Genomic DNA, 23,490 nt, shown 5'->3' with positions numbered 1-23,490 from the left:
CATCAGGTACGGGGAAGTCGGCGGTGCTGGTGCGTCAGCTCGCCGGACAGATGGCGCTGGACATGCGGCCGAGGTCGACGTGCCGCCGACTCACCAAGGCAATTCCAGTTCCAGACATGGCGGAAGCGTGTCATGGCGATCTGGACAGAGTCCAGCTTCATCCAGGATGCGGACACCCGTGTCCCGAAATGTGGGACACGGGTGGTGTCGCTCACATGCGCCGCGGGAAGGCTTGTCCCGGTGGTTCAGGCGGGGTATGCGCCGGGCCACGGACCCGGCGCCGCCACCTCGGGCTCCAGCTCCACCGTGGTGTCGAACAGCTTGAAGCCGCGCCGCTGGTAGTTGTCCATCGCGTACTCGCCGTCCTTGCTGCAGGTGTGCAGCCACACCCGCTTGGTCGGCGTCCGCCCCGGCCACCGCTCGGCCAGGTCCCAGGCGCGGGCCGTGCCGTACGACAGCAGGTGGCCACCGATGCGCCGGCCCCGGAAGGCGGGGAGCAGGCCGAAGTAGGCGATCTCCACCACGCCCTCGTCCTGCGCGTCCAGCTCGACATAGCCGGCCGGGGTGCCCCGGTCGTAGGCCACCCACGTCTCCACACCGGGCCGGTCCACGTACGCCTGCCACTGGGCGTAGGTCCAGCCGAGCCGGTCGGTCCACCGGATGTCGCCGCCGACCGAGGCGTACAGGAAGCGGCTGAACTCGGGCGAGGGGGCCTCGGCGCGGACAATCCGGACGTCACCCTCGGGGGCGGCGGCGGGCAGGAGGTCGGCCGGTGACGTCTGCTCCAGGGACCAGGTGGTGACGGGGACGCTGCTCATGCGGGCCAGGGAATCATCCCGTCGGCCGCTCTGTCGATCGACCAGGTCACGCCGGTCACCGCAGGTAGGCGCCGCCTGGCCGGAAGGGAGGCACGGAGCGAGCCGGCCGAGAGGCCGCACCGGAGGGCGGCCGCGCGGGACTCACCCCAGGGACCGGTCCAGTGCGGCCAGGGGCAGGGAGAAGAGCATCCGGTCCGACAGCGACCACACCTCCCCGGTCTCCCGCCGGTAGGAGAGGGAGCCCGCTGCCTGCGCCCAGCAGCGGCGCGAGGCGTCCGCGCCGCAGTGGGCGGCCCGCGCCCCCTCGCTGTCCTGCCGCCACAGGCCACCGTGTCCGTCCCGTGAGTCGGGCAGCTGTCCCACATACCAGGACGGTTCATCCGCGCCGGCCTGCCGGTACGACAGCACCCCCCGGATCCCGGCCGCCCGGGTCCGGTAGGCCTCCACGGCGTCCGCCCGTCCGGCGGGGTCCGTGGCGAGCAGCCCGCCGCGCGCCGGGTCCGTGCTGAACGCGTACCGCCACAGCCGGGCCTTCCGGTCGCTGCCGGGGGCGGTCCACTCCGCGGCGACCAGGCTGTCGGGTGCCGTGCCGCGGTCCAGGGCGAGCGCGCCGGGACAGGGCGGCCCGGAGGCCGTACAGCGGCCGGAGGTGAAGCGGTACGAGCCGACCGCGGGCATCACATACCGGTAGCCGTCGGCCGACCAGCCGCCGGGCACCCGGCCGATCGCGGGCCCGTCGTTCGTGGTGCGCTGGATGCGGTCGAGGTCGTAGACGTAGAGCGCGTCGGCACTCCCGGTGGACGTGGTGACCAGCAGTTTGTTCTGGTACCAGACCATGCCGGAGATGCCGGAGGCCAGGCCCCGGTAGTCCCGGCCGCCCTGGACCGGTACGACCAGCAGCACCCAGCGGTAGGCGAGGCGGCCGGGGTCGTCGGCGTCGACGAAGGCGACCCGGGCGAGGCCGCGCTCGGCGGGGCGGCCGGTGGTGGTGCTGTGGGTCCAGCCGGTGAGGACGACCCGGTGCCTGCCCCAGGCACCGTCGTCGTCGGCGTCACCGGAGGTGGTCACCGAAGCCGGCCGCCAGGCGGCGGACGCGGCGTCGGCCGGGTCCCAGCAGTAGGCGCGGGTGGCAACCGGGGCGACGGGCAGGGAGGCGCGGTCGTCGGCGGAGCAGCCGTCGCCCTCGCGCATGTCCCGGTCGGTGCTCCCGAGTACGGCGTCCACGCCGACCGGACCACCCATCGCGGTGGACAGCCGGTTCAGGGTGCGGGCCGGGACCAGGTGCTCCTGGAGCCGGAGCGGGCCGGTGTCCGCCGGTGAGGAGAGCGGCCTGAGCGCGCCCGGGCCGTCGGTCACGCCGGCCTGCGACACGCTGATCAGAGTGGCGGCCGCGGTGAGCGCCAGCGCGGTCCCGGTGAGGACCGCGCGCAGGGCCGCACCCCGTCTGCGCCGGCGGTGTCTGCCACGATGCTTCATGTCTCCTCCCGAGCGGGCCAACTGCGCCTGATGGTCCGTACGTTGACCGAGGAGCAGGTGGGGAGGCCCAGAGGGGATGCTACGGCAGCAACGGGCCGTCCGGGGCGAAGACCCCGCAAATATACGGAAGACACGCTGATGGAACCGCGGTCCGGCTCTCACGGGCGGGTGGGTCGATCGCCCCCCGGGGCCGCCGTCCGCCTGCGTGCCACCGCGGGTGCCGTCGACCGGGGCAGCAGGTCACGGGGGTCGCCGGGGAGCAGCACCTCGACCTCCGCTTCCTCGCGGAAACGATAGGGCCGGTGTTGCAGAAGTTCCCCAAGATACCGCCTGATTCGGGACATCTCCGCCCGTACGGTCACTGTCCTGGACGGATCACCGAACAGGTCCTCCGCGAGGCTCGCCGCACCACGCCCGGACCGGTGTTCGGTGAGCAGGAACAGCAACTCGGCGTGCCGCGGACTGAGTTCCTGGGACCACGAACCCGCCGAGACCTCGACCGTCAGCGCGCAGCGGCCCGGCCGGGCGAGGTCCAGGACGATCCGGGTGGCGGCGGTGGCGAGCGGTTCGTCCTCGGCCCGCAGCAGCCAGCCCCCGGCCAGCGGCTCCACCGCGCACGAGCCGAGCGCCGGCAGCCACCGACGGCCCGGCTTCAGCGAGTTGGGCAGTCCGACCCGCCGCACGTACGGCATCCCGCTCACCGCCGCGACCCAGCCGTCCCGGTCCACCACCAGCGCTCGCCCGTCCAGCCGGGCCAGCACGGGCGCCGCCACCGCCCGCAGCCGCTCCAGCGAGGCCAGATGCAGCTCCCGCAGCCGCGCCTCGGCCAGTTTGGCCACCGAGTCCACCCACGCCAGGGTCGCCGGATGCATCGTCCGCAGCGGGCCGCTGACGTCCACCACACCGATCAGCTTCCCGTCACTGGGGTCGGTGATCGGGGCGCCGGTACAGGTCCAGGAGGTCTGCGAACGCACGAAGTGCTCGCCGGCGAAGACCTGCACGGGCCGCCGTACGACCGCCGGGGTGCCCACCCCGTTGGTACCGACGACGTCTTCCCGCCAATCCGCGCCGAGCTGAAAACCGAGACCGTCGGCCTTGCGCAGCACCGGCCGCGACCCCTCCCGCCACAACACGCGCCCGTCGGCGTCCGCGACGACCATGATGTGCTGGGCGACGTCCGCGACCGAAAGCAGCCCCTCGCGCAGCACCGGCAGAACATGCCGCAGTGGTGACTCCTCACGCCGGCGCCGTACTTCGTCGCAGGACAGCAGGACCGATCTGAAGTCGTGGTCGGGGTCGACCCCGCTGCGCAGCATCCGGCCCCAGGACTGCTCGATCACCGGCCGGGGCGCGATCGGCGCACGTTGTCCGGCGAGTGTGGCCTCACGCACCTCGCTCAGCAGCCGCGCCGCCTGCGCCGCGTCCACGGCGGCCAGCCGCGCCATGCTCATCGGCGGGTTCACCACTGGGGTCCTCCCGGAAAAGGGCATCGAACACACTTGTCAAGCCGTCCGGGCGGCGGTTTCCGGTCCGGCTGTGTGTCTCATACTGCCGTCCCGGGCAGGCCGGAGGCACACACTCCGCGCACGTGCGCCGACAAGTTGCAACCCCCTGCAACCCTGGTGGACCGCCGCCGGGTGGCTGAGACTTGACCGTGATGCCGCCCGCGGGCGGTGTCCGCGGCCTCCAACGGGCCCAGGAGGCGGGGGTGGTGCCGTGTCGGCGCAGCACCACTCCCGCCGGGGCGGGCCGGGCGCGACAGGGTCGCGGCCCGAATGGGTGTGCGTGTGCCGGTAACTTGTTCCCCGGTACGCGGTTCCCCGCGCCTCACGGATCCCGGCGCGCGTCCCCGCGCTTCACGGATCCCGGCGCGCGGTTCCCGCACCCCGGGGGTGAGGATTTCCCCCCTCGGCCGAAGAACCGCCGGGGCTGAACCGCCTCAGGACACCGGCCGGGCCCGGTCCACCACCGTTGCCAGGTCCAGGCCCGCCGGCAGGGTCCCGAACGACGCGCCGTGGTCGCCACCCAGCCGGGAGGCGCAGAACGCGTCGGCGACCTCCGGCGGTGCGTGCCGCACCAGCAGGGAGCCCTGCAACACCAGCGCCAGCCGCTCCACCAGCCGCCGCGCCCGTCCCTCCATGCCGTCCAGGTCGGCGAGTTCGGTGAACAGGTCCTTCACCGCCCGGTCCAGGCGGTGGTCGGCGCCGTGCGCCCGCCCTATCTCGGTGAGGCAGGCGTCCAGCGCCCCCGGCTCGCGCCGCAGCGCCCTGAGCACGTCCAGCGCCTGGACGTTCCCGGCGCCCTCCCAGATGGAGTTCAGCGGCGACTCGCGCACCAGCCGGGGCAGGCCCGACTCCTCGACGTACCCGTTGCCGCCCAGGCACTCGGCGGCCTCGACGGCCACCGGCGCACACCGCTTGGTGATCCAGTACTTCGCGGTCGGCACCGCCAGCCGCAGGAAGGCACGTTCCTGCTCACCGCCGTCGTCATAAGCGGCGGCGAGCCGCAGCGCGAGCGCGGTCGCGGCCTCGGACTCCAGCGCGAGATCGGCGAGCACGTTGCGCATCAGCGGCTTGTCGACCAGCTTGCCGCCGAACGCCTCGCGGTAGCTGCTGTGGTGGATCGCCTGCGCCACCGCCTGCCGCATCAGGCCCGCCGCGCCGAGCGCGCAGTCCAGCCGGGTCGCGGCGACCATCCCGATGATGGTCCGCACCCCGCACCCCTCCTCGCCGACCCTGCGCGCCCAGGTGCCGTCGAACTCGACCTCGGCGGAGGCGTTGGACCGGTTGCCCAGCTTGTCCTTCAGCCGCTGGACGCGGAAGACGTTGCGGGTGCCGTCCGCCAGCACCCGCGGCACCAGGAAGCAGGTGAGCCCGCCCGGAGCCTGCGCGAGCACCAGGAAGGCGTCCGACATCGGCGCCGAGCAGAACCACTTGTGCCCGGTCAGCACATACGTGTCCGCCTCGGCGAGCGGCCGTGCCTCGGTGGTGTTCGCGCGGACATCGCTGCCGCCCTGCTTCTCGGTCATGCCCATACCGAAGATCGCCCCGGGCTTCTGTCCGGCGGGCCGCAGCTGCCGGTCGTACACCGTGGACGTCAGGCGCGGCTCCCACTCGGCGGCCAGCTCGGGGTCGGCGCGCAGCGCGGGCACGGCCGCGTGCGTCATCGACAGCGGGCAGCAGTTGCCCGCCTCGACCTGGGTCCAGACCAGGAAGCCGGCCGCCCGGCGCACATGCCCGGCCGGCCGGATCCAGGCGCCGGTGAGGCCCGCCGAGACGCCCTTGCCGAGCAGCCGGTGCCAGGCCGGGTGGAAGTCGACCTCGTCGATCCGGTGGCCGTAGCGGTCGTGGGCGCGCAGCCGGGGCGGGTGCTCGTTCGCCTGCACCGCCCACTCCTGCAGCTGGGTGGAGCCGGCGGCCCGGCCGAGTGCGGACAGCTCGGCGCGCACCTCGTCGAGCATGCCCGGGCCGGTGTACCGCTCGACCGCCTCGACGAGGCCCCGGTCGGCCGTGAAGACGTCGTACCCGACCAGCGGGGGCGGCTGGTTCGTCACGGTGTGCGTGGAGGTGCCTGCCATGATTGCGAACCTACCCGGGACGGCGGCGGTGATGGCCTCCAGAGTGGCACAGCGCGGGAATCCTGATGAGTGGAACCGGTGACCGGCCCCGAAAGGTGAGGGCGGCCCGGTGCGGCGGATACCGTTAGGACGTGCAGCCAGCAAGTGAACCCCCCGAGCGGCCCGCCGGTCGTCTCCACCGGGCCAGAGCCCTCTACCGGAACGTCTCCAAGCGCAGGACCGCCTGGCTGTTGCTCAAGGACACCGTCAACTCCTGCATGGAGTACCGCATCCTGGGCCTGGCGGCCGAGGCGGCGTTCTTCACGCTGCTGTCCGTGCCGCCACTGCTGCTGAGCCTCATCGGTCTCCTCGGCTACGTCGACGACTGGACCGGCGCCGACACCATCCACAGCCTGGAGAGCAACCTCCTCGAGGCCTCGCGCACGGTGCTGTCCGACAAGGGCGTGAAGGAGATCGCCCAGCCGATCCTGCACGACGTGATGAAGGGCGGCCGGCCCGACGTCATCTCCATAGGCTTCCTGTTCGCCCTGTGGTCGGGCTCGCGCGCGGTGAACGTCTTCATCGACACCATCACCGTGATGTACGGCCTCGACGGCGTCCGGGGCATCGTCAAGACCCGCATGATGGCCTTCCTGCTGTTCATCGGGGGGCTGCTGATCGGCTCCGTCGCGCTGCCGCTGATGGTGGCGGGGCCGGACGCGGTGGTGCGGATCGTGCCCTGGTCGGAGACGGTCGTCCAGGTCCTGTACTGGCCGGTCGTGATCGTCCTGTCCATCGCCTTCCTGACGACCCTGTACCACGTGTCGGTGCCGGTCCGCTCCCCCTGGATCGAGGACGTCCTCGGCGCCCTGGTGGCCCTCGCCATGTGGGTGCTCGGCAGCTTCCTGCTGCGCATCTACCTCACCAGCACCATCGAGGGCGCCACCATCTACGGCTCCCTCGCCGCCGCCGTCGCCGTCCTGCTGTGGATCGGTGTGTCCGCCTTCGCCGTGCTCGTCGGCGCGGCGGTGAACGCGGCGATCGACCGGGTCTGGCCCGCCGCCGCCACGGCCGCCGCCCGCGAGGCGAACGAGCGGATGCGCGAGGCGCAGGTCGCCGAGTACGTCGCCCGTGCCGCGGCCGCCCGCGAGACCGACCCCGACGACCCCGACATGCCCTCCGAGTTCCCCGAGCGCTGGTCCCGCTTCCTGCCCCCGGAGGACGTGACGGCCCGCCTGCGCACCCACGCGAAGAACCCGCACCACTCCCACAGGCCCAACGGCACCGGCACCGGCGATACGGCACACCCGGAGAAGTGACCCGGGGGTCTGGAGGGGTGGCCGGGCTCGTAGTGGGGTGATCGGGCTCGTGGTGACCGGGCACGTGGAGAAGTGGCCGGCCATCGGGACGCGGCACCGGTGCCGCGTCCCGATGCCGGGAGCACGTTTGGGCGCCGCGACCGTGACAGGGGTGGGTAGCGCGACCGTGACAGGGCCGGGTGGCGGGACGCCTGACCGGGGCGGGTGGCGTGCCGTGACAGGGGCGGGTGGCGGAAGGCCTGGCCGAGGCGGGTGGCGTGCCGTGACAGGCGCGGGCGGCGGGACGCCTGGCCGGAGCGGGCGGCGGGGGCCTGGGCTGTGCGGGCGTCCGTCAGCTCTTCCACGTCCCGGCCGCCGCGGCCTCCCGGGCGAAGTCCCCGAAGTCCCGCGGCGCACGGCCGAGCACCTGCCGCACGCCGTCCGAGAGGTGGGCGTTCCGCCCGTCCAACAGGGACGCGAACAGCTCGACCAGGTACTCGGCCTCCTCCGGCGGCACCCCGAACCCGGCCAGCCGCTCCCCGTAGTCCCGGGCCGCCACCGCCCCGTACGACAGCTCACGCCCCGTCGCCGCCGCTATCTCCGCGACCGCCTGCCCGAAACTCAGCAGCCGCGGTCCGGACACCTCCAGCGTCCGCGCCGCGTACCGGTCTCCGTACCGTCCGTCCGCGGTGAGCACGGCCGTCACCACGTCCGCGACGTCCCGCAGGTCGACGAACGGCTCCTGCACCGCGCCTCCCGGGAAGACCAGCTCCCCGCTCTCCCGCAGTTCCTCGGCCAGTGGGCCCTCGCTGAAGTTCTGGGCGAACCACGCGGCCCGTACGACCGTCCACTCCGCCCCCGACTCCGCGAGCGCCTCCTCCGTCGGCCGGGCCTGCTCCTCGCCGCGGGCCGACAGCAGCACCAGCCGCCGCACCCCGAGCGCCACCGCCTCGCGGGCGAGGAGCCCGACCGCCTCCGCCGCGTCCGGCGCGCCCACGTCGGAGGGGTACACCAGGTAGGCCGCGTCGGCGCCGCGCAGCACCCCTGCCCATGTCGACCTGTCCCGCCAGTCGAAGCCCACCGCGCGCGTGGCGGCGCGTACCGTCAGTCCGGCCGCCCGCGCGGCCACCGCGACCCGGCTCCCCGTACGACCGGACGCGCCGGTCACCACCACCGTCGACACCTCTGTGCCCTGCGTCTTCTGCACGTTCCGCGTGTCCTGCACGTTCTGCGTCATGGCCGCCAGTCAACTGCCCCGGGGGCCACGGGAACATCGCCGAGCGACTCGACCGCATAAGCGTGCGTCCACGCTGCCCCGGGGGCGCGTCTACGCTGCCCCCATGGACGCACTCGCAGGCCTGCTGGACGGTCCACGCGCGCGTGGCGCCTTCATGATCCGGGCGTGTTTCGACCCGCCGTGGGCCGTGCGTGTGCACGACGAGGCTCCGCTGACGGTGATGCTCATGGCACGCGGCAGCTGCTGGATCACCCCGGACGCCGGCGACGGACCGGTGCGGCTGGGGCCGGGCGACCTGGCGATCGCGCGCGGCCCGGAGCCGTACACCTGCGCCGACACCCCGGACACCGCCCCGCAGGCGCTGATCCTGCCCGGCGGCGAGTGCCGCTACCCCGACGGCAGCTCCCTGAACGGCTCCATGGATCTCGGCGTGCGCACCTGGGGTGACCGCCCCGACGCGGGCACGGTGATGCTGATCGGCACCTACCTGATGCGCGGCGAGATCAGCGGCCGCCTGCTCGAGGCCCTGCCGCCCCTGCTGACCCTCCCCGCCGAGCTGTGGCCCAGCCCGCTGACGCCGTTGCTGATGGAGGAGATCGTCCGCGACGAGCCCGGCCAGGAGGTGGTCCTGGACCGCCTCCTGGACCTTCTCCTGATCAGTGCCCTGCGCGCCTGGTTCTCCCGCCCGGAGGCGGCGGCGCCCGCGTGGTACCGGGCCCTGGCCGACCCCGTCGTGGGCCGCGCGCTGCGCCTGCTGCAGGACGTTCCGGGGCACCCGTGGACGGTCGCGGCGCTCGCCGCCAAGGCCGGCGTGTCCCGTGCGGCCCTCGCCCGCCGCTTCACCGACCTCGTGGGTGAGCCCCCGATGACCTACCTGACCGGCTGGCGGCTCGCCCTCGCCGCCGACCGCCTGCGCGACTCCGACCTCACCCTCGACGCCCTCGCCCGCCAGGTCGGCTACGGCAGCGCGTTCGCCCTCTCCACGGCCTTCAAACGTGTGTACGGCGTGAGCCCACAGGAACACCGAGCGGGAAGCGCCGGCCGCCGGACCTGACGGCACCGTCCAGTGCTCCCCGGGGGAGGGCCGGGTGGGTGGCAGGGGCCTGTGGCCGGCCGACTCCACCCGGGGGTGCGGTGCACCGGTGGAGAACCCGGCGCGGTGATTCCACCCGCTTTCCACCCCGCTCTCCACCCCTGCTCCGATCCGCCGGACCCCGCCCCGCGCCTAGCGTTTTCCCACAGGCCGGAGCCGTCCGGCTGCGACACGACAGCCGGGCGCATCCCTTCGGCGCGCCGCCCGGTCCGTGCCCGGCACCGAGCGAGGAGGCGGAGGACATGGAGGACATGACGGCCGCGACAGCCGCGACGGCTACGACAGACGCAACGGAGGCAACTGAGGCAACTGAGGCAAGCGACGCAACGGCACGTGAACGGCGGCCGGGCCCGGCCGCGAGGCCGCGCGGCCCGGGGTACGGCCCACTGCTCTCGCTCGCCGTCGACATCGTCCCACCCCTCGTCGTCTACTACGCGGCCCGAGCACTCGGTGCCGGCCAGGGGCCGGCGCTGCTGCTGAGCAGCGCACCGCCGGCCCTGCGTGTGCTGTCCGGTGCGGTGCGGCACCGCGGGATCGACGGCGTGGACCTGCTGGTCCGGGGCGTGAGCCGGTCGTGCGAGGCGCACCGGCACCGGCGGCGATCTAGGCTGGCGGTTGTGTACGAGGAGCGGGTGTCGCGGTTGACCGGGGCGGTCGTGTGGACGAACACGCCGACCGGGACCGGTGCCCGGCCCGTGCTGCCCGACGGCTGCATGGACCTGCTGTGGAGCGAGGGCCGGCTGCTGGTCGCGGGCCCGGACACCCGGCCCCATGTCCCCGAGGGCCCGGCGCGCTCCTGGGCAGGCATCCGTTTCTTCCCCGGCACCGCGCCCGCCCTGCTCGGCGTACCGGCGCACGAAGTGCGCGATCGCCGGGTGGAGTTGGCGGACCTCTGGCCCGCCGCCCGGGTCCGGCGCCTGCGGGACCGTGTCGAGGCGGCGCCCGACGCGGCCACGGCCCTGGAGGACATCGCCCTGGACCGGGCCGTATGGGCGGCGGCTCCCGATCCGCTGCTGCACCGGCTGGTGGAGTGCCTGGACGAGGGCCGCCCGGTGTCCGCGACGGCCGCCGAACTCGGGGCCGGCGCACGGCAGTTGCACCGCCGCTGCCAGAGCGCCTTCGGCTACGGGCCCAAGACCCTCGCCCGGATCCTGCGTCTGCGACGCGCGCTGACGCTGGCCCGTTCCGGTGTGCCGTACGCCGAGACGGCGATCCGTGCCGGATACGCGGACCAGCCGCATCTCGCGCGTGAGGTGCGCGAGCTGGCGGGCAGGCCGCTCGGGGAGCTACTCGGCGGGGGCGGGTAGCGGCGCGAACAGGTCGATGCCGTTGCCGTCGGGGTCGTGCACGGTGGCGTACCGCTGCCCCCAGAAGGCGTCCCACGGCTTCAGCTCCCCATGGTGTCCGGCGCCCACCAGGTCCTCGTACAGGGCGTCCACCTCGGCCGGGGAGTCGCACCGGAAGGCGAGCGAGACCCGGCCTCCGCCCACGGGCGGCCGCCACCCGGAGTGGAAGGAGCGGATGGTCTCCTCGGTGTCCAGCGCGAGGACCAGCCCGCCGGGCAACTCGGCCTCGACGTGCGGTTGTTCCTCGGCGCCGGCGGGGAAGGCCAGGCCGAGGCGACGGTAGAAGGCGAGCGAGGCGGCGAGATCCGAGGCCACCACGCCGATCACGGTGAATCGTGTGGTCATGTGGCCACCGTAGGCAGGGACCGGTCAGCCGGTCTTGAAGGAATCGGACACCCGGGGCGCTACCGGCCCGGTCCGGACGGCCGGCGCCGTGGCCCGGCCCGGCGGAGCCGAGGTGTTCGACGAGCACGAACGTCACACTGATCAGCAGGGACCAGGCGCCGAACTTGGTGAGCGGCACCGGCTGCCAGCCGCCGAGCTGCTGCGGATAGCTCCAGGCGCCGGCGTAGGTGGCGGCGTTCTCGGCGACCCACACAAAGAACCCGATCAGCACGAAGGAGGCGGCCAGTGGCATGCGGTAGCGGTGGGCGCCGACACTGAAGCCGACCCAGGTGCCGGCGGTCGCGGCGGCCATGGCCAGCGCGAGCGGCCAGCGCAGGTCGGGCATCCAGTGGTGGGTGAAGAAGTTGACGTAGACGGCGGCGGCCACCAGGGTCGTGGCGGCCGCACGGTAACGGGTGAAGCGCAGCCGCATCAGCCGTCTGGCCCGGCAGACGTAACTGGCGACCGCCGCGTACATGAAGCCCCCGTACAGCGGCACCCCGGCTATCTTGGTGAGCGCGTCCTCCGGATAACTCCACGAGCCCATGCGCACCTTGATCAGCTCGAACAGCAGCCCCAGCACGTGGCACACGGCGATCACGGCGGTGTCCCGCCGGGTCTCCCAGCCCAGCTTGCGGGCGACGAGAGTGAGCAGCACGCCGTAGGCCAGCACCAGGTCGTAACGCGCCACCGGTAGATGGGGCAGCAGCCGGGAGGCGGCGATGCCCGCGAGCAGCGCCACGGCGAAGGCGCAGCACCGGGCCTGGACCACCCCGAACCGCCCCAGCTGCCCCATGCCGTGGCACAGACCTGTCCTCATGCGACGCATGGCCCCTCCTTCGCGCGTCGTCGACGGCCCCGATCCTAGAGGTGTAGTTGAACGTGTTCAAATGGCCGGTCGGCGTCGGGGGCGCGGCCCGTTCCCGGGCCCGGCTCCTCCCGGACTCAGCCGAAGGTGACCGGCCCGTTCGGCGTGTCCACGGTGAAGGAGAGTGCGGCCGGCCCTGCCGCGAGCGACAGCCCGGTGCCGAGGGCCGTCAGCGGGCCGCGCACGTCCTCCGGATCGGGCAGTGTGGCCCTCACCTCCAGCAGCGGGGTGACGGGCAGACCCGAGGCGGCCGGGTGCGGGGACCCGCCCCAGTCGATGAGGAACGGGACAACGCCGGAGGGGTGTGCGCGGCCGCCGTCGGTCAGCCGCCACCGCAGCACGGTGCCGTCCGGGGTGCGGCGGCTCATCGGTTGCGCGGGGCCCGGGTCGTAACCCCGCGCGCGGGCCGCGGCGATCGCCGCGTCCAGGTCGGGCGGACTGATCGCCCAGGTCAGCGTGCGCGGCCCGGTCAGCCGGTCGACCCCGAACGGCCGCGGACCGGCGGGCTCGGCCTGCTCCGGATCGGGGCCGAGGATCTCCAGATAGCTCCGGCCGCCCAGCCCCACCAGGTGGTTGCGCGTGCCCAGCCCGAGGTGGACTCCGCCGGGAGCGGGCGTCACCCCGGTCCGCCGCGCGAACTCCGCGACGGTCGCGTCCAGATCGGGCGTGGCGAGGACGAGATGGTCCAGGAGCGGGGGGACGGCGTTCATCGCGGGAGGCTACGGTCATCCTCCCCGCGCGGCAAGCCGGTTCGGCAGGCCCGGGGCGCGGCGCCCGTCCGGATAGGGTCGCCGCATGGTCGCGCGGCTCCTCCTGTGCACCCGCACCGCCGGCTACCGCCACGACTCCATCCCGGACGCCGTCGCCGCCGTCCGCGCGCTCGGCCGGTTCGCCGTCGAGCACACCGAGGACCCCGCGGACCTCGAACGGCCGCCGGACGGCTGGGCGGCCGTCGTCTTCCTCTCCACCAGCGGAGACGTGCTGACCCCGGCCGGCCGCAGGCGGCTCGCCGAGTACGTCGGCGCGAGCGGCGGCTTCGCCGGGGTCCACGCGGCCGCCTGCACCGAGTACGGCTGGCCGTACTACGGCGAACTCCTCGGCGCCCGCTTCGTACGGCATCCCCCGTACCAGCCGGGCCGGGCCGTCGTCGAGGACCCCGGCCACCCCGCGACCCGCCGTCCGCCGCCCGTCTGGGACGTCACCGACGAGTGGTACGACTTCGACGCGAGCCCCCGCGGCCGGCCCCGGGTGCTGCTGCGCGCCGACGAGGCGTCGTACGACGGTGGCGGGATGGGCGCCGACCACCCGCTGGCCTGGTGCCGCGAGCAGGGTCCGGCCGGCGGACGCATGGTCTACACGGCCCTCGGGCACGCCGCCGGGACCTACCGCGACCCGGACTTCCTGGCGCATCTCGACGGCGGCCTCGCACGGGTGGGACGGCTCGCCGAGTGACGTTTCTGCGGTGAACCGGTTCGGCCATTGGGGTGAGTAAAGCCCGTCTTTGCAGAAGGTCACGTGGATATCTAGAGATGCTCTTGTCTTGGCAAAGGGCGTCGAGACGCGACGGCCGACCCCGCCCGCGTCACCCACCCACAGGAGGAGCCGGACCTTGACTTACGGTAAGAAGCTGCGCGAGCGCATCGCCGGGCCCGGGACCACACCGCTGATCGGCGTGTACGACATGTACTCGGCATCGATCGCGGCCAAGCACTACGACGGGATGTTCGTCTCGGGCTTCGGATTCGCGGCCTCGTACTACGGGCTGCCGGACATCGGATTCATCGCCTGGCCCGACATGGTGGCCTTCGTCCAGCGGCTGCGGGGCGCGTTCCCGCACCACCACCTGCTGGTCGACATCGATGACGGGTACGTCGACCCCGAGGTCGCCTGTCACGTCGTCGAGGGACTGGAACGCATCGGCGCCTCCGGCGTGATCCTGGAGGACCAGAAACGGCCCCGCCGCTGCGGACACGCCGACGGCAAGCAGGTACTGCCGCTGGAGGAGTACCTGGAGAAACTGGACAAGGTCCTGCAGACCCGCAAGGACCTGGTCGTCGTCGCCCGCACGGACGCCACCGACGAGCACGACATCCTGCACCGCGCCGAGCGGCTGGCCGCGACGGACGCCGACGTGGTCCTGGTCGACGGAGTGCGCAGCGTCGAGTGGATCAAGCGCATCCGCAAGGTCGTCGGTGACAAGCCGCTGCTGTTCAACCAGATCGCCGGCGGCAAGTCGCCCCGCCTGTCCCTCGGTGAACTGTCCGACCTCGGCGTCGACGTGGCGATCTACAGCACCCCGTGCCTGTTCGCCGCGCACGAGGCGATGAACTCCGCGCTCGCCGGCCTGAAGGCCGCCGACGGCCGGCTGCCGGAGGTGGACCCCGCGAGCGGGGTCGGCGTGAAGGCGTCCACCACCCTGCTGGAGCGCAACATCGCCCCCGAGCGGCTCACCCCCGAGGGCGTGGGCGTGTGACGGGAGCCCTGCCCCGACTCGGGACGGCGACAGTGGTCGCCGCCGCACTCCTCGGCGCCGCTGCGGCACCCGCGGTCGCGTCCGGGAGCCTGGTCACCGTGATCGACATCTCGCGGACCGGTGTCGACAACTCGGAGACGGACTCGATCCTCGAGGTCGACCGCGCGGCCAATGTGCAGACCGGCAGCGGCACCGCCGGCAGCGACCACGACGGCAGCGCCGTCGACGTGGTCGAGGCCCTCGTCGGAGCCGCCGGCCACGGCGGGGAGGACTGACCGGGACCACCCGTACGACCGTACGGCCCCCCGTACGGCCCCCCGTACGGCCCCCCGTACGGCCACCCCGTACGACCGGCCCGTACGACCGGCCCGTACGACCGGCCCGTACGACCGGCCCGTTCGGCCACCCCGTACGACCACTCCTGACGGTCCGACCGCCCCGTACGCCCCTCGTACGGGGACCGAGGATCCGCAGACCATCGCACGGCCGAGAGACAACCGCATACGACGACGGCCGGGTATCCCGTGCGGGAGGTGCCCGGCCGCCTGTGTGCTCAGTCCTCGTGTGCGCTCAGTCCTCGTTGAGGTCCGGGCGGCCGTTCTCGTCGACCTCGACGTCCTCCTTCGGGTCGTGCTCGTCGACGGGCGCGGCCATGGTGGCGCGGTGCTGCCCGGGGGCGAGGGTGTGGCAGGCGGCGTGCGCCGTACCGCAGGCGGTGACCAGGGCGACTGCGGCCCCGGCGAGGGCCGCTGCGGTACGCGTGGTGTGCTTCATGCCCGGCAAACGATCTTGGGGGTGGCGGGTCACCGCCAGGCGCCCGAACGGGCGGGCGCCGTCACGCAGTTGGCCGGGGCGCGGACGGCGCGGCCGTGCTCGCCCGGCGTCGGTCACCGCTTTCGAGACTCCCCACCGGGGGCAGCGGCGCGGGAACGCGGAGCATGCGCTCGCCGCCGGAGTCGGCCCCCCGCAGCTCGCGGGCGTACCCCGAACGGCCCAGCGCGGGGTCTGTGCACCGGAATACATCCGCGCACTGTGATGCTCTGGTGTGAGCAGTGCACCGGCGCGGCTGTGCCGGGTGCACGAACGCGGCGAAGGGCTGGTGGCGATGACGGCAGACCAGACGGGCCCCGTGGTCAGAACGCCCCACGGCGCCGTGCGCGGCCGGTACGAGCGGGGCATCGCGGTGTTCCGGGGCATCCCGTACGGTGCCCCGCCCTTCGGCCCCCGGCGGTTCCGCCCACCCGAGCCGCCCGAGCCCTGGAACGGTGTGCGCGACACCGTCGCCTTCGGGCCGACGGCGCCGAAACCGCCGTACTCCGAGGCGTTCGCCCACTACCTGTCCGACCCGGAGATCCCCGGCGACGACTGCCTCAACCTCAACGTATGGACTCCCGGGCCGGACCCCCGCGCCCGGCTCCCCGTACTGGTCTGGCTGCACGGCGGCGCGCTGACCAGGGGATCCTCCGCCGTGCCGGTGTACGACGGCGGTACGTTCGCCCGGGACGGGGTCGTCTTCGTCTCGGTCAACTACCGACTGGGGGTGGAGGGCTACGGACTGTTCCCCGACGCGCCCCCCAATCCCGGCCTCCGCGACCAGCTCGCCGCACTGCGCTGGGTCCACGAGACGATCACCGCCTTCGGCGGCGACCCGGACCGGATCGCGCTGTGCGGCCAGTCGGCCGGCGCGATCAGCACCGGTGCCCTGCTCGCCGCACCCCAGACCCGGGGCCTGATCCGGCGGGCCGTCCTGCAGAGCGGCCCACCGGAAGCCGCGGACCGGGACAAGGTGCGCCGCATGGTCCGTCGCATGGCCACCCGGCTGAAGATCCCCGCCACCGCCGAGGCCTTCGCCGCCGTCGACCGCGACCTGCTGCTGCGTACCCAGGCCGAGGTCGGCCGGTTGAGCAGCCCCGTGCTGGGCGGACCGGCGTTCGGCATCGTCGTCGACGGCGACCTCGTGCCCCGCGACCCGCTCCAGGCGCTCATCGACGGCGACGCCGCCCCGGGCGCCGAACTGCTCATGGGCTGGACCCGGGACGAATACCGCCTGTGGCTGGTGCCCGGCGGACTGCTCGAGCGCGTCGACCGGCTCGGCCCCGTCGCCCTGGCCGGAGCCATGGCCCGCTGCCGCGCCGGCCACGAGGTACCGCGTGGCTACCGTGCCCTCCGGCCCGACGCCGGCGCCGCCGAGACCGTCGGCCAGATGGTCACCGACCATCTGCTGCGTGTCCCGCTGCACCGCCTCGCCGACGCCCGCCCCGGCACCGCCTACGTCTACGAGTTCGCCTGGCTCTCCATGCTGCCCGGCCTCGGCGCCTGCCACGCCCTGGAGCTGGGGTTCGTCTTCGACACCGGGGACGTGCCCGAGTCCAGGAAACTGGCCGGCGAGGGCGCCCCGCAGGAACTGGGCGACGCGATGCACGCGGCCTGGGTGCGGTTCGCGACGACCGGGAACCCTGGATGGCGGGCCTGGGACGCCTCACATCCCGTGCGGATCTTCGGCGCCGGCGTGCCGCACATCGCCTACGGTCCACGAGACACGGAGGTGGCCCTCTGGTCGACCGCCTCCCCTGTCCCGGAACCGGAACCGGCAGCCGTCGCCGACTTCCGGGCCCCCGGAGCCGAACTGGCGGCGGCGGTACGGCGCCTGCGGCGATCGGCCGGAGCCCGGCGTCGCTGACCGTCCACCGTCGGCCGCCACCTGTCCGCGGTCGCGGGGCGCCGTGTACGCAGCCGCCCGCCGGGTGTCGGCGATTCACCGGCCCACGATCGGCTGGGGGGGGGGCTGGGGGGCTGGTGACGGGTGGCCGGTGGCTGGTCATCCCCCCGCCCCTTGCCCGCCCCCACGGGCACTGCGCCGACCGCAACCGGTCTCCGCGCCCGGGAGGCGGGCGCCGCCTCAGGGCCGCGAGGAACCGCGGGAGCAACGACTCGCCGTCCCCGCGCGGGGACGACCAAGCCCCTACGTCCTCTCGGCGTAACTCAGGCCACGCCCGCGGCGATCGCGGCGATCGCCTCGGGCCCCACCCGGCAGCACCCCCCGATCAGCCGGGCCCCTGCCTCCTGCCACGCCCTGACCTGCTCGGCGCCGAACGTCGTACGTCCCGTCCAGGCGCGGGTCCGCGCGTCCCATGCCTCGCCGCTGTTGGGGTAGACCACGACCGGCTTGCCGGTGACCCGGGCCGCGATCTCCACCGCGGGCTGCACGTCCTCGGGCGCGCAGCAGTTCACTCCGACCGCGATCACCTCGTCCACGTCGGCGGCCGCCGCGAACGCGTCCTCGAGGGGCTGCCCGGCTCGGGTGCGGCGGCCGTCGACGGTGTACGACAGCCAGGCCGGCACCCCAAGTCCACGGACCGCCCTGAGGAGCGCCGTGCCCTCGTCGGCGTCGGGCACGGTCTCCAGCGCGAGGACGTCCGGCGCGGCGGCGGCCAGCACCTCGATCCGCGGCCGGTGGAACCGCTCCAGTGCGTCGACACCGAGACCGTACCGGCCCCGGTACTCGGAGCCGTCCGCGAGCATCGCCCCGTACGGCCCCACGGAGGCCGCCACCCACAGCGGCCGGTCCACGCCCGCGTCCCCGGCCCGCCGGGCCGCCTGCCGGGCGAGGTCCACGCTCAGCGCGAGCAGCCGCGCGGCTTCCTCGTGGCCGATGCCGTGCTTCCCGAAGCCCTCGAAGGTGGCCTGGTAGCTCGCGGTGATCGCCACGTGCGCGCCCGCGAGGAAGTAGGCGAGGTGCGCCTCGGTGACCGCGTCGGGCCGTTCGGCGAGCAGCCGCGCCGACCACAGCTCGTCGCTCAGATCGTGTCCCGCCGACTCCAGCTGGTTGGACATGCCGCCGTCGAGCACGACCGTTCCCGTGGCGAGGGCGTCGGCGAGGCTGGGGGAGGTGTTGCCGGTCATGTCATGACGCTAGTCGAAGCCGAACGCCGGCGGCCCCGGTGTCCGGCAGATGAGCCCCTCACCGGGCCTGACCTGCCGGATCCAGGAACGGGGGCACCACCGGGTGTCGGTGGGTTCGGGCGGGCGACCGGTGACGGCAGAGGGTCAGTCGCAGAAGGGGATTTCCCCTGGCCCCCCCGGAGATCACCGTCGACACCACCGCCGGCCCGGTCACCGGCACCAGCGCCACGTACAACACGCTGATCGCGAGGCACAGCGCCAAGTGCGCCGACGTGCCCAGTCGATCCCAGTGGCAGGGCGTCGCCGTCGGTCAGTACACCTGCAACGGCGGCACCAACCAGAAGCGGTGGTGTGCGCGTACGTCATCAGGTCCGCGTTCTTGAACCCGCTCGGGGCCGCCCGCTGGACGGCATCTGGTCTGCCCCTGTCACCGGCGTTCGGGTTGCCGTCAGCTCGGGCCGCCGCAGCCGCAGCCGCTTGCGGCCTTCGCCTCGGCGACGGTGGTCGACGGATCGGCGGCCTGCTCGCCGGACGTGCAACAGGCGGTTGCGCCGCAGCAAACGGCGGTTGCGGAGGAGTCGTTCCCCTCGGTCGCGCCGGCGGGCTTGACGGCGCGGACGAGGGCGGAGTGCATGCCGTCGGCAACCGGGTGGGTGGGAGTGATCTCGACGTCCGTGAAGCCGGCTGCCTCCAGCCCCTGGCGGTATTCGGCGAAGGAAAGAGCGCCGGCGATGCAGCCGACGTAGTCGCCGCGCTCGGCTCGCTGCTCGGGTGTGAGGGTGTCGTCGGCGACGACGTCGGAGACGCCGATACGGCCGCCGGGCTTGAGGACGCGGAAGGTCTCGGCGAACACGGTGGGCTTGTCGACGGACAGGTTGATCACACAGTTCGAGATCACCACGTCGATGGTGTTCGCGGGCAGCGGGATGGACTCGATGGTGCCCTTCAGGAACTCGACGTTCGTCGCGCGGGCCTTCTCGGCGTTGGCCAGGGCCAGGGCCAGCATCTCGTCGGTCATGTCCACCCCGTACGCCTTGCCGGTGGGGCCGACCCGGCGAGCGGAGAGCAGGACGTCGATGCCGCCACCCGACCCCAGGTCGAGGACGCGTTCGCCCGCACGCAGCTCGGCGACGGCGGTCGGGTTGCCGCAGCCGAGTGACGCGGCAACCGCCTCGGCGGGCAGGGCGGCGCGCTCATCGGCGGCGTACAGGGTCGAGCCGAAGTTCTCGTCGACCTCGACCGGCTGCGGCCCGCAACATGCGGCGCCACCCTCGGTCACCTTCACGGCCGCCGCGGCGTAGCGCTGCCGGACGGTTTCACGCAGGTCAGTGGACTGCTCGTTCATGACTCACTCCCAGGGGACGGGGGCATGGAGCTGCCCCGGAACAGCTTGTATTGACGTTTGTTGATGCAAGCTTGCACCTTGGATCGAAAAAGGTCAACATAGAGGCATGTCGAAACAAGAGCTTGAGGTGATCGGACAGGACACCGCCTGCTGCGCAGGACTGTCCGCAGCGCCGCTGAACGAGGACCGGGCGGCCGAGCTGGCGAAGGTGTTCAAGGCCCTGGGCGACCCGGTCCGGCTGCGACTGATGTCGATGATCGCCTCACGCGGCGAGGGCGGCGAGGTCTGCGTGTGCGAGCTGACGCCGGCCTTCGAGCTGTCCCAGCCGACGATCTCCCACCACCTCAAGCTGCTCCGGCAGGCCGGACTCATCGACTGCGAGCGGCGCGGGACCTGGGTGTACTACTGGGTGCTGCCCGGTGTCCTGGACCGGCTCGCCGCATTCCTGACCGCGCCGAAGACCGCCGGAGCCACCGCGTGACCGCGCCCCTGGGCCGACGGCTCGCCGCTGAAGCCGTGGGAACCGGGCTGCTGGTGGCGGTGGTGGTCGGCTCCGGTATCCAGGCCACCGAGCTGTCGCGCGACGTGGGAGTGCAGCTGCTCGCCAACTCCCTCGCCACCGTCTTCGGCCTGGGCGTGCTGATCACCCTGCTCGGGCCGGTCTCCGGCGCGCACTTCAACCCGGCGGTCACCCTGGCCGCCTGGTTCACCGGCCGCCACAAGGCCGACGGCCTCACCCTGCGGGACGTGGCCGCGTACGTGCCCGCACAGATCGCCGGTGCTGTCGCCGGGGCGATCCTGGCTGACGCGATGTTCGCCGAGCCGCTGGTCGAGTGGTCCACGCACGACCGGGCCGCCTCTCACCTGTGGCTCGGTGAAGTGGTCGCCACGGCCGGGCTGATCCTGCTGATCTTCGGCCTCGACCGCATCGGCACTGCCTCCCTCACACCGGTGGCCGTGGCCTCGTACATCGGTGCCGCCTACTGGTTCACCTCCTCGACCTCGTTCGCGAACCCGGCGGTGACCATCGGCCGGACCTTCACCGACACCTTCGCCGGCATCGCCCCTGCCTCCGTCGCCCCGTTCATCGCTGCCCAACTGGCAGGCACTGTGCTCGGGCTGGGCGCCGTCATGGCGGTGTACGGCCGTCCCGCTCCCGCCGGGGACGAGGTCGTCGTCCCGCACGGCGAACCCGAACTCGCCTCGTCCTGACCCACTTCGCTCTCCCGAAAGACCCCTGCCATGAGCACTCCCGCCCCGCGCCCCTCAGTCCTGTTCGTCTGCGTCCACAACGCGGGCCGATCCCAGATGGGCGCCGCGTTCCTGACCCACCTGGGCGGCGACCGGGTCGAGGTCCGCTCGGCCGGCTCCGCACCCGCCGACGCGGTCAACCCCGCCGTGGTCAAAGCAATGGCGGAGGTCGGTATCGACATCTCCGCCGAGACACCCAAGGTCCTCACCACCGAGGCGGTGCAGTCGTCGGACGTGGTGATCACGATGGGCTGCGGTGACGCCTGTCCGGTCTTTCCCGGCAAGCGGTACCTGGACTGGCAGCTGAACGACCCGGCGGGTCAAGGAATCGACGCGGTACGGCCCATCCGGGACGAGATCGAGCAGCGCGTGCGCGGCCTGCTCACGGAACTCGGCATCCCAACGGCGGTATGACGGACTGCGGTGGGTGTGGGCCCGCCCGCTCGGCGAGATACGAGTTCCGCCCTCTCCCGGCCTGATCGTCGGCAGGCGCGCCCAGGGTCGGCGTGTGCCGCCGTTGCCGTCAGCGCTGCCGGCGTCAGGGCGTACGCATCAGCCGAGGTACGGCCGCTTCCGGTGCTCCAGGAAGTGGTGCCCGAGGGCACGGTGCGGGTGGGATGAACCCCTGGGGCGACCCGACCGGGACCGGGGCTCCCCGGGCTGTCAGGCCCCTCAGGAAGGAACGCCACCACCGTGATCGAACTGCCCGCCGAGGACCGCGAGTCGAGCCCGTACACCGGGTACACCCGCGCTCACTGGGAGGCCGCCGCCGACGCCCTGCTCGCCGCCGTGGCCCCGTACGCCACCCCCGACCGCGCCCTCTACCACCTCCCGGGCGACCATGTGAGCCACGCCGGCCACCTCTCCGACGGCCTGGAGGGATACGCCCGCACGCTGCTGCTGGCCGCCTTCCGCGGGGACGAGACCACGCTCGGCCGGTACGCCGAAGGCCTGGCGGCCGGCCCCGGCGGGGTCTGGCCGGCCATCGCGGACCGCAGCCAGCCGCTCGTCGAGGCCGCCTCGATCGCGGTCGCCCTGCGGCTCACCCGGCCGCTGCTGTGGGACCGCCTGGACGACCCGGTACGCGAACGGACGGCCGACTGGCTGGCGGACGCGCTGCCGGCCGAACCCTGGCCGTGCAACTGGGAGTTGTTCCCGGTCACCGTCGGCGGCTTCCTCCAGGAGATCGGCCACCGGGCGGAGGCGGCGCGCAAGGCGATCGACCGCGGCCTGGAGCGCGTCGAGGGCTGGTACCTCGGCGACGGCTGGTACACCGACGGCGACGGCCGCAAGTTCGACTACTACAACGGCTGGGCCATGCACCTGTACACGGTCCTCCACGCATGGCTGGCCGACGACAGTGAGCTGCTTCCCGTCTACGGTCGACGGTTGTCGCGGCACCTCGAGGACTACGCCCACCTGTTCGGCGGCGACGGCGCCCCCATGCACCAAGGCCGCTCCCTGACCTACCGCTTCGCGACCGCGGCCCCGCTCTGGCTCGGCGCGCTGACCGGGCACACCCCGCTGCCCCCGGGCGAGACACGGCGCCTGGCCTCCGGCGCGCTGCGGTACTTCCTCGACGGTGGCGCGGTCGACGAGCGGGGCCTGCTGCCGCTCGGCTGGCTCGGCCCCGACGAGTCGCTCGTGCAGAACTATTCGGGCCCGGCCTCCCCTTACTGGGCGAGCAAGGGTTTCCTCGGCCTGCTGCTGCCGCCGGATCACGAGGTGTGGACGGCGCCGGAACAGCCGTGCCCGGCCGAGCGCGCCGACCGGGTGCGTTCCCTGCCGACCCCCAACTGGCTGGTGCAGTCGACCCGTTCGGACGGCCTGGTCCGGTTGCACAACCACGGCAGCGAGGACACCCGTTACGACCCCTACTACACCCGGCTCGCCTATTCGACCGCCACCGTGCCCACACCGTCGTACGACAACAGCGTGATCGTCGACGGGGACCCGAGCCGTGCCGGGATCGAGCCGCTCGGCACGGGCGAGGGGTGGATCGCCTCCCGGCACACCGTGCGCGACGGGATCACCGTGACCAGCGTCGTGCTCGCCGAGGGCGCGGCGGAGGTGCGGGCCCATCTGGTCGCCGGGGCCTCGCCCGGAACACCGGTGCGGATCACGGGGTGGGCGCCACGCGAGGGCGTCAGGACCGAACTCCTCCCCGCCGTCGGCCTGTCCGGCACCCTGACCGGGGTCGTGACGGAGGGGGACACCCTGTTCGTCGCCGTGGCCCGGCTGACCGCCGAGCCGTGTCCGCCGCCGCTGGCCGAGCTGGTGTCCGTGCGCGCGGACGGCACGGGGGAGCTGGAGGTCCACTGGTCCGGGGGAGCCGGGACCCGGGTACGGGTACGGCTGGACGCGTCGGGCGTGGACGTCACCGTACGGGCATGAGGGCGCCGTACGGGCATGAGGGCGCCGGCGCCCGGGCGCGGCCCTCCG

22 protein-coding genes and 2 pseudogenes are annotated in these 23,490 nt (G+C 73.4%); 12 read left to right on the top strand and 12 right to left on the bottom strand.

The window, feature by feature from the left end; all coding sequences use genetic code 11:
* Positions 1-34: 34 nt before the first annotated feature.
* From AC07C1_RS04230 to AC07C1_RS04210, 5 genes are all read right to left on the bottom strand, one after another.
* The gene (locus AC07C1_RS04230; RefSeq protein WP_309486338.1) at positions 35-118 is read right to left on the bottom strand and encodes a putative leader peptide; all 84 of its coding nucleotides are present in this window, start codon (positions 116-118) and stop codon (positions 35-37) included.
* A gap of 127 nt (positions 119-245) precedes the next feature.
* Entirely contained in the window at positions 246-818 is a 573-nt protein-coding gene (locus tag AC07C1_RS04225; RefSeq protein ID WP_478936794.1) for a GNAT family N-acetyltransferase, read from the bottom strand.
* Positions 819-959: 141 nt separating this feature from the next.
* Positions 960-2,294, bottom strand: a complete 1,335-nt coding sequence (locus AC07C1_RS04220) for a hypothetical protein (RefSeq protein WP_478936793.1) — start codon at positions 2,292-2,294, stop codon at positions 960-962.
* Positions 2,295-2,452: 158 nt separating this feature from the next.
* Positions 2,453-3,745: a GAF domain-containing protein gene (locus AC07C1_RS04215; RefSeq protein ID WP_478936792.1), complete on the bottom strand. Its 1,293-nt coding sequence runs from the start codon at positions 3,743-3,745 to the stop codon at positions 2,453-2,455.
* Positions 3,746-4,233: 488 nt separating this feature from the next.
* Entirely contained in the window at positions 4,234-5,871 is a 1,638-nt protein-coding gene (locus tag AC07C1_RS04210) for an acyl-CoA dehydrogenase family protein (RefSeq protein ID WP_478936790.1), read from the bottom strand.
* Between the two features lie 131 nt (positions 5,872-6,002).
* Here AC07C1_RS04210 and AC07C1_RS04205 point away from each other — a divergent pair, with 131 nt between their 5' ends.
* Positions 6,003-7,169 carry a YihY/virulence factor BrkB family protein gene (locus AC07C1_RS04205; RefSeq protein ID WP_478936789.1) on the top strand — a complete coding sequence of 389 codons (1,167 nt, stop codon included), beginning with the start codon at positions 6,003-6,005 and terminating at the stop codon, positions 7,167-7,169.
* A 331-nt stretch (positions 7,170-7,500) separates the two neighbouring features.
* Here the strand turns inward: AC07C1_RS04205 and AC07C1_RS04200 are convergent, their stop codons facing one another.
* Positions 7,501-8,385: a Rossmann-fold NAD(P)-binding domain-containing protein gene (locus AC07C1_RS04200; protein WP_478936788.1), complete on the bottom strand. Its 885-nt coding sequence runs from the start codon at positions 8,383-8,385 to the stop codon at positions 7,501-7,503.
* Between the two features lie 103 nt (positions 8,386-8,488).
* Here AC07C1_RS04200 and AC07C1_RS04195 point away from each other — a divergent pair, with 103 nt between their 5' ends.
* Positions 8,489-9,439, top strand: coding sequence for an AraC family transcriptional regulator (locus AC07C1_RS04195; RefSeq protein ID WP_478936787.1), 951 nt, complete (start codon positions 8,489-8,491; stop codon positions 9,437-9,439).
* Between the two features lie 656 nt (positions 9,440-10,095).
* Positions 10,096-10,785: a helix-turn-helix domain-containing protein gene (locus AC07C1_RS04190; protein WP_478937224.1), complete on the top strand. Its 690-nt coding sequence runs from the start codon at positions 10,096-10,098 to the stop codon at positions 10,783-10,785.
* On the opposite strand, the gene AC07C1_RS04185 is transcribed toward AC07C1_RS04190, so the two are convergent.
* From AC07C1_RS04185 to AC07C1_RS04175, 3 genes and pseudogenes are all read right to left on the bottom strand, one after another.
* Entirely contained in the window at positions 10,765-11,169 is a 405-nt protein-coding gene (locus AC07C1_RS04185) for a VOC family protein (RefSeq protein WP_478936786.1), read from the bottom strand. The genes AC07C1_RS04190 and AC07C1_RS04185 overlap by 21 nt on opposite strands.
* A 187-nt stretch (positions 11,170-11,356) precedes the next feature.
* Positions 11,357-12,004 (bottom strand): annotated as a pseudogene (locus tag AC07C1_RS04180) (DUF817 family protein); the annotation flags it as partial.
* A 149-nt stretch (positions 12,005-12,153) separates the two neighbouring features.
* Positions 12,154-12,786 carry a VOC family protein gene (locus tag AC07C1_RS04175; protein WP_478936785.1) on the bottom strand — a complete coding sequence of 211 codons (633 nt, stop codon included), beginning with the start codon at positions 12,784-12,786 and terminating at the stop codon, positions 12,154-12,156.
* Positions 12,787-12,871: 85 nt separating this feature from the next.
* Here AC07C1_RS04175 and AC07C1_RS04170 point away from each other — a divergent pair, with 85 nt between their 5' ends.
* The 3 genes from AC07C1_RS04170 (at position 12,872) to AC07C1_RS04160 (ending at position 14,824) form a co-directional block, all read left to right on the top strand.
* Positions 12,872-13,528: a ThuA domain-containing protein gene (locus AC07C1_RS04170; RefSeq protein WP_478936784.1), complete on the top strand. Its 657-nt coding sequence runs from the start codon at positions 12,872-12,874 to the stop codon at positions 13,526-13,528.
* Positions 13,529-13,685: 157 nt separating this feature from the next.
* The gene (locus tag AC07C1_RS04165) at positions 13,686-14,549 is read left to right on the top strand and encodes an isocitrate lyase/PEP mutase family protein (protein ID WP_478936782.1); all 864 of its coding nucleotides are present in this window, start codon (positions 13,686-13,688) and stop codon (positions 14,547-14,549) included.
* Positions 14,546-14,824 carry a hypothetical protein gene (locus AC07C1_RS04160; protein ID WP_478936781.1) on the top strand — a complete coding sequence of 93 codons (279 nt, stop codon included), beginning with the start codon at positions 14,546-14,548 and terminating at the stop codon, positions 14,822-14,824. The genes AC07C1_RS04165 and AC07C1_RS04160 overlap by 4 nt, the downstream gene beginning before the upstream one ends.
* Positions 14,825-15,119: 295 nt before the next feature.
* Here the strand turns inward: AC07C1_RS04160 and AC07C1_RS04155 are convergent, their stop codons facing one another.
* Positions 15,120-15,323: a hypothetical protein gene (locus tag AC07C1_RS04155; RefSeq protein ID WP_478936780.1), complete on the bottom strand. Its 204-nt coding sequence runs from the start codon at positions 15,321-15,323 to the stop codon at positions 15,120-15,122.
* A gap of 331 nt (positions 15,324-15,654) precedes the next feature.
* Here AC07C1_RS04155 and AC07C1_RS04150 point away from each other — a divergent pair, with 331 nt between their 5' ends.
* Positions 15,655-17,229 carry a carboxylesterase/lipase family protein gene (locus tag AC07C1_RS04150; protein WP_478937223.1) on the top strand — a complete coding sequence of 525 codons (1,575 nt, stop codon included), beginning with the start codon at positions 15,655-15,657 and terminating at the stop codon, positions 17,227-17,229.
* A 302-nt stretch (positions 17,230-17,531) separates the two neighbouring features.
* On the opposite strand, the gene mmuM is transcribed toward AC07C1_RS04150, so the two are convergent.
* Positions 17,532-18,452 (bottom strand): homocysteine S-methyltransferase, encoded by a 921-nt coding sequence (mmuM, locus tag AC07C1_RS04145; RefSeq protein WP_478936779.1) that lies wholly within the window; start codon positions 18,450-18,452, stop codon positions 17,532-17,534.
* Between the two features lie 176 nt (positions 18,453-18,628).
* On the opposite strand from mmuM, the pseudogene AC07C1_RS04140 reads away from it, so the two are divergent.
* Positions 18,629-18,823: pseudogene (locus AC07C1_RS04140) on the top strand (RICIN domain-containing protein); the annotation flags it as partial.
* A gap of 77 nt (positions 18,824-18,900) precedes the next feature.
* Here AC07C1_RS04140 and arsM read toward each other — a convergent pair.
* Positions 18,901-19,797 carry an arsenite methyltransferase gene (gene arsM, locus AC07C1_RS04135; protein WP_478936778.1) on the bottom strand — a complete coding sequence of 299 codons (897 nt, stop codon included), beginning with the start codon at positions 19,795-19,797 and terminating at the stop codon, positions 18,901-18,903.
* A 106-nt stretch (positions 19,798-19,903) separates the two neighbouring features.
* On the opposite strand from arsM, the gene AC07C1_RS04130 reads away from it, so the two are divergent.
* From AC07C1_RS04130 to AC07C1_RS04115, 4 genes are all read left to right on the top strand, one after another.
* Positions 19,904-20,278 (top strand): ArsR/SmtB family transcription factor, encoded by a 375-nt coding sequence (locus AC07C1_RS04130; RefSeq protein WP_478936777.1) that lies wholly within the window; start codon positions 19,904-19,906, stop codon positions 20,276-20,278.
* Entirely contained in the window at positions 20,275-21,009 is a 735-nt protein-coding gene (locus tag AC07C1_RS04125) for an aquaporin (protein ID WP_478936776.1), read from the top strand. Before AC07C1_RS04130 ends, AC07C1_RS04125 begins: the two co-directional genes overlap by 4 nt.
* A 30-nt stretch (positions 21,010-21,039) precedes the next feature.
* Positions 21,040-21,462 carry an arsenate reductase ArsC gene (locus tag AC07C1_RS04120; protein ID WP_478936774.1) on the top strand — a complete coding sequence of 141 codons (423 nt, stop codon included), beginning with the start codon at positions 21,040-21,042 and terminating at the stop codon, positions 21,460-21,462.
* A 282-nt stretch (positions 21,463-21,744) separates the two neighbouring features.
* Positions 21,745-23,442: a DUF2264 domain-containing protein gene (locus AC07C1_RS04115; RefSeq protein WP_478937222.1), complete on the top strand. Its 1,698-nt coding sequence runs from the start codon at positions 21,745-21,747 to the stop codon at positions 23,440-23,442.
* Positions 23,443-23,490 lie beyond the last annotated feature (48 nt).

Source organism: Streptomyces sp. NPDC045022, assembly GCF_056432605.1.
Note: the sequence above shows the minus strand (reverse complement) of the source record. Positions and strands in the feature narration are given on the sequence as shown.